The organism is Pedobacter punctiformis (genome assembly GCF_027213715.1).
Lineage (GTDB): Bacteria > Bacteroidota > Bacteroidia > Sphingobacteriales > Sphingobacteriaceae > Pedobacter > Pedobacter punctiformis.
On record NZ_JAPWGM010000012.1, the window covers coordinates 1 to 4,212 of the forward strand.

At 40.9% G+C, this 4,212-nt stretch carries 3 protein-coding genes and 2 pseudogenes; all 5 read right to left on the reverse strand.

Going from position 1 to position 4,212, the window contains the following annotated elements:
• Positions 1-1,097 (reverse strand): annotated as a pseudogene (locus tag O0955_RS18120) (hypothetical protein); the annotation flags it as partial.
• Positions 1,098-1,253: 156 nt separating this feature from the next.
• Complete coding sequence (locus O0955_RS18125) at positions 1,254-2,033, reverse strand: hypothetical protein (RefSeq protein WP_269428971.1); 780 nt, start codon at positions 2,031-2,033, stop codon at positions 1,254-1,256.
• A 123-nt stretch (positions 2,034-2,156) separates the two neighbouring features.
• Positions 2,157-3,002 carry a hypothetical protein gene (locus O0955_RS18130; RefSeq protein ID WP_269428972.1) on the reverse strand — a complete coding sequence of 282 codons (846 nt, stop codon included), beginning with the start codon at positions 3,000-3,002 and terminating at the stop codon, positions 2,157-2,159.
• A gap of 7 nt (positions 3,003-3,009) precedes the next feature.
• Positions 3,010-3,822, reverse strand: coding sequence for a hypothetical protein (locus tag O0955_RS18135; RefSeq protein WP_269428973.1), 813 nt, complete (start codon positions 3,820-3,822; stop codon positions 3,010-3,012).
• Positions 3,823-3,879: 57 nt separating this feature from the next.
• A pseudogene (locus tag O0955_RS18140) lies at positions 3,880-4,212 on the reverse strand (hypothetical protein); the annotation flags it as partial.

Genomic DNA, 4,212 nt, shown 5'->3' on the forward strand with positions numbered 1-4,212 from the left:
AACAGTTCCAGTCCACGGATCTCGAAGGTATCGTTCGTACCATCCCCGTTTGGCGTATATAAATTCGGGATAAACAAACTTGAACCTGAAACCGCCAGCTTGGTGAAATAACCGCCATTGGCTACCATATCGGTTACAATGGCTACATTGTTACGCGTATGTACCCCTGCAGCAGGGTTGGTGCCCTTTAAAATATCCCATTTATCCCCGCTTAAATATCTCGCAATGGCCGCATTCGCATCTTTAAATAAAGAGCCGTTGGTATTGCTGTTGTGCTGTAAAATCATATTGGCGCTAAGCGACGGTGAACCGTAAATGTGCCAGGTCCGGTTCATCCCCAGTGCAGGGTCTTTAACCGCTTTATCTGCTCCTGCATAATCCTGAACGCTTACAAACAGTTTGCCTGCACTGCCCGGGGTTAAAGTGGCTGGCGTATAATCGCCTTCTGCAATCCCCACAGGGAATACAAAACCATCGCTGCCTGCATAATCTTTAATCATATGACCGGCAAGGCTGTTGCCCGTAACCACCATCCGCTCTTTGCTGTAGCCCGTAAGCTTTCCTGCACTGTTGAAAGCCAGGTTATGCCCGTTCAGGATAATATCAGCACGGTCCACCGCCAGATCCAGCGTGCCCCCGATGTTCAGCTCCGCCGATAAAGCACCTGAGGGGTTTGCTGTTCCGTAACCCGGATCGGCTACATCAGCCAGCAAAATGTTTTCTGTATTCCGGTGTTCGATAATCAGGTTGATGAAATTACCGTTGTTCCCATCGATATTGGTTGGCCCTGAAGCCATAGCCGGATAAAAAGGGTTAGTGCCCGGGTTGTAAATGATGATCTTGCCCGTACCGCTGAAAGTAGCACCCGGAGCAATCCAGACATTTTTACTGTAAATCTCCAGCGTACCGTTGATCTCCCAGTTCGCTTTCGGGCCAAAGTAAGTGCCCTCGCTAAAGCGCTGCTCGGTCGTACCTGCAGAAACCACAACCACAGATTCATCAACCGTCATACTCCCAGAACCGCTTTGGGCGTAAAGACCCATAGAGGATATGAGTAGTAAAACCGGCATCAATACCTTTAGTAAAATTTGTTTCATTTAAATTATGTCTTATAAGTCAAAACCTGCTATTGGTTAATGGCCAACGAGCAAATTCTCTATTCCAATTATCAAAAGCTATACGGCTATAAGCTCAAGGGTCAACTGCCTATTATCAATTGCCCAGTGCCAAAAAACCTCAAAATATTTGCCGCCTTACAAAGCAATGGCGATGATGTTTACTTGATCATTTCCAAGGCCAAAATACATTTCAAAAGGATTTCCATTAGAAGCTCCACAACCTACAATTTTAAACGTATAATTGCCGGCCGGAAGCTTAATCTCCTTACTCAAACTATACCAAAAAATACCATAAGGCACGCCTGTATCTTGATTTGGATAAATGATTGGTTGTGAATTACTTGAATAAGAATCCGTACTGGAAGCAAAAGGTGTACCTTGTGCTATTCCAGAACCAGACGCTACTGTGGAGAATAAAAACTCAATGCCTGTCATTCTGGCTTTCCCATCTAATATGGCAGTACCGTTAGTTACTTGCACTGTTCCAATACTTACGGTGGAACTGATATATAAAATTGAGGGCCGGGTAAGGGTGATTGGAATTGTTGTCAAATCAGTACGTGCAACTGTGGTTCCAAGTACCTGTAAAACTTTACCCGTCGCGCCGAATCCTACTGATAAAGCGTCTCCTCCCGGTAAAGTTGATGCAAATGACTTAACTTTATTATTTCCTGTAACCAGATCTCCAGCTTCGGTAACATATAGAGGCTGGGCAGAGTCAACAGTACCTGGATGAGCCGTAGGGTTGTTGGTCCTATTTAATCCATCGACCATTATGGTAGGGCTTACTAAGTTTTTCCCTAAAGCAGTAATAGGTGTAGAAGCAGTTGCCCCACTAACCTGTAACGCCTGTTGCGGATTCCGGGTGTTTATACCCGTTTGAGCATTCTGACCGAAACCTGTATACCAGATCATCAGACATATTATTATCATTATTATTATTTTCATCCGTCTATATTTGCTTAGCTGAACTGAGACTATTAATTTTTTTGTTATTTATAATTTTTGGAGATGAAGCCAATTTCATTTCAAAGTAATTTAATAAGGTATAGCAACGATACTGATCCTATCTGCAGATCCGGTTCCAAATACGCCTGTAAAGGGATAGTCATTTCCATAAATCCTGGCAACAAGTTGTACAGTATAGACCCCTTTTGGCAGCATTAAGTATGATTCAGGTTGCACATACATTGGGCCAGCTGGCGCAAAGTTAGTCGCATTGGCGTAACTATTTCCATCTGAACCGAAAAGTGCTGAATTGTTTATACCTGCTCCTGCAGGCGAAGAAGAAAACCTAAAGTGTACATGATAAGCTTTGGCTAAGCCATCCATAGATAAATTTGCTGGATTATTATAATCATACACTGAAACACTAACAGAGGCCAAAAAGTGAACAACAGAAGCTTGATTAAGGGTAAAAGTATAGGTTTTCAATATGCCTTCTGTAGAACCATTTGAACCAAGATTGCCAGACGAAGGAGTATTTGGAGTTTTTATTAAAAATGGTGCTGCAAGAGGTGTTGGAGGAACAAGTTCATCACTACCTAAAGAAGTAACAAAATATGGAATAGCATAATCATAGCTTAATATCATATTGCCATCCTGAGTAACCGAAACCGCCTGGACAAGAGAGGCAGGAGACGTTAATGGTGCTGCAACTGAATATACTAAAGGATTATTAACTTTATTTAATCCATCAATTCTAATTGTTGGTTTTACCAGACTAATTCCTGAAGTGCCAATTGGAGCTGCAGAAGTAGTTCCTGCTACATGCAGCTGCTGGGCGGGCGTTTTGGTGTTGATACCAGTTTGTGCAAACACACTGGCTACGTTGCTCAAAATAAACAGGAAGAAGATATATACACTTTTCATTTTCTTATTCATAAATCAATTATTGGAACTTTACAGGTACTGCACTGATGATAAAATTTTCATTCGCTGTTCCACCAAATTGTGCTCTACCAAGCAATCCAAGTGTACTTAAATACAATTCCCCGTAAAGTTTTACAGTATAAGTACCAGGTTGAAGTACTAGCTTGGCACGTGGATTAAGAAAAAAATCTCCTGCCACTCCTAGTGGAGTACCACTTGCATTAGAATACGTTTTTCTATTATTTCCAAAAGTTGCGGTCGTAGATACTCCATTACTGGCAGAAGAAAATTGGAAATAACCTCCAAATAATTTAGCTTGTTTATCAGTTGTCGTAACGGGCCCGGTTGGTAATATAATGCTGGTTTCACGAATCAAAGCAGCGAATGTAGCTGAAAAGTAAACAACAGAGGGCTGTGTTAATGTAAAGGTTTTTGATTTCAGTTCTATTGATTGAAAATTGCCTGATCCTACAAGTCCTACAATTTCGGCTGTTGGAATAACTTCACCAAATTCCTGAGCAATATTTTGATACTCCAGGTCATCATTAACTAAAACCAAATCGCCTTCTTGATTAGTATATACTCTTTTGAGTGCATTTATGCCTCCAGGATTAGCTGTATTATTTGCACTGTTCAAGCCTTCTACCCTAATTGTAGGCGTAACCAATTTTACACCCGTACTGCCAACCAGAGTGCTTGAAGAAGCTGTACCAGCCGGAAGTGCAACATGCAAAGTTTGCTGTGGGTCTCTTGTCCCTATCCCCGTTTTTACCTGGGCAAGAACTGAAACCGAAAACGTTAAAAATGATATAAGAAATAAGTATCTTTTCATAACTATTTTTTTTAAAGCAAGGGATAAAGAGATATGTTCTTTATCCCTACCGCCTATTTATTTGTTGCGGATCAGTGCTTTTTCTAATTTTTGCAGACGATCGTTTGTTTTGTCTGTTTGATCTTTAAGCGCTTTTCTCAAAGCTTCGATTTCTTCATTTTTAGCGTCAATTTGTTTTTGCTGTTCAATAACATGCAGGTACAATTCTTCGATTTTCTCTAACGACTGGATAGACAAAGCTGTTAAATCAAAAGAATAACCGTTGACGTTCTTTTTTAAATCATCGATTTTTGTCACTCCAGGTAAATGCTTATTCTTCTTGATAAAAGCACTCACATCTGCTAATGATTTAAATTTGTAGCTATGATTAATATCCGAGTAACCATCAAA

Coding starts and splice junctions, on each gene's coding strand:
- O0955_RS18125 (WP_269428971.1), bottom strand. CDS start 2,033: ATGATCTGGTATACAGGTTTCGGTCAGAATGCTCAAACGGGTATAAAC.
- O0955_RS18130 (WP_269428972.1), bottom strand. CDS start 3,002: ATGAATAAGAAAATGAAAAGTGTATATATCTTCTTCCTGTTTATTTTG.
- O0955_RS18135 (WP_269428973.1), bottom strand. CDS start 3,822: ATGAAAAGATACTTATTTCTTATATCATTTTTAACGTTTTCGGTTTCA.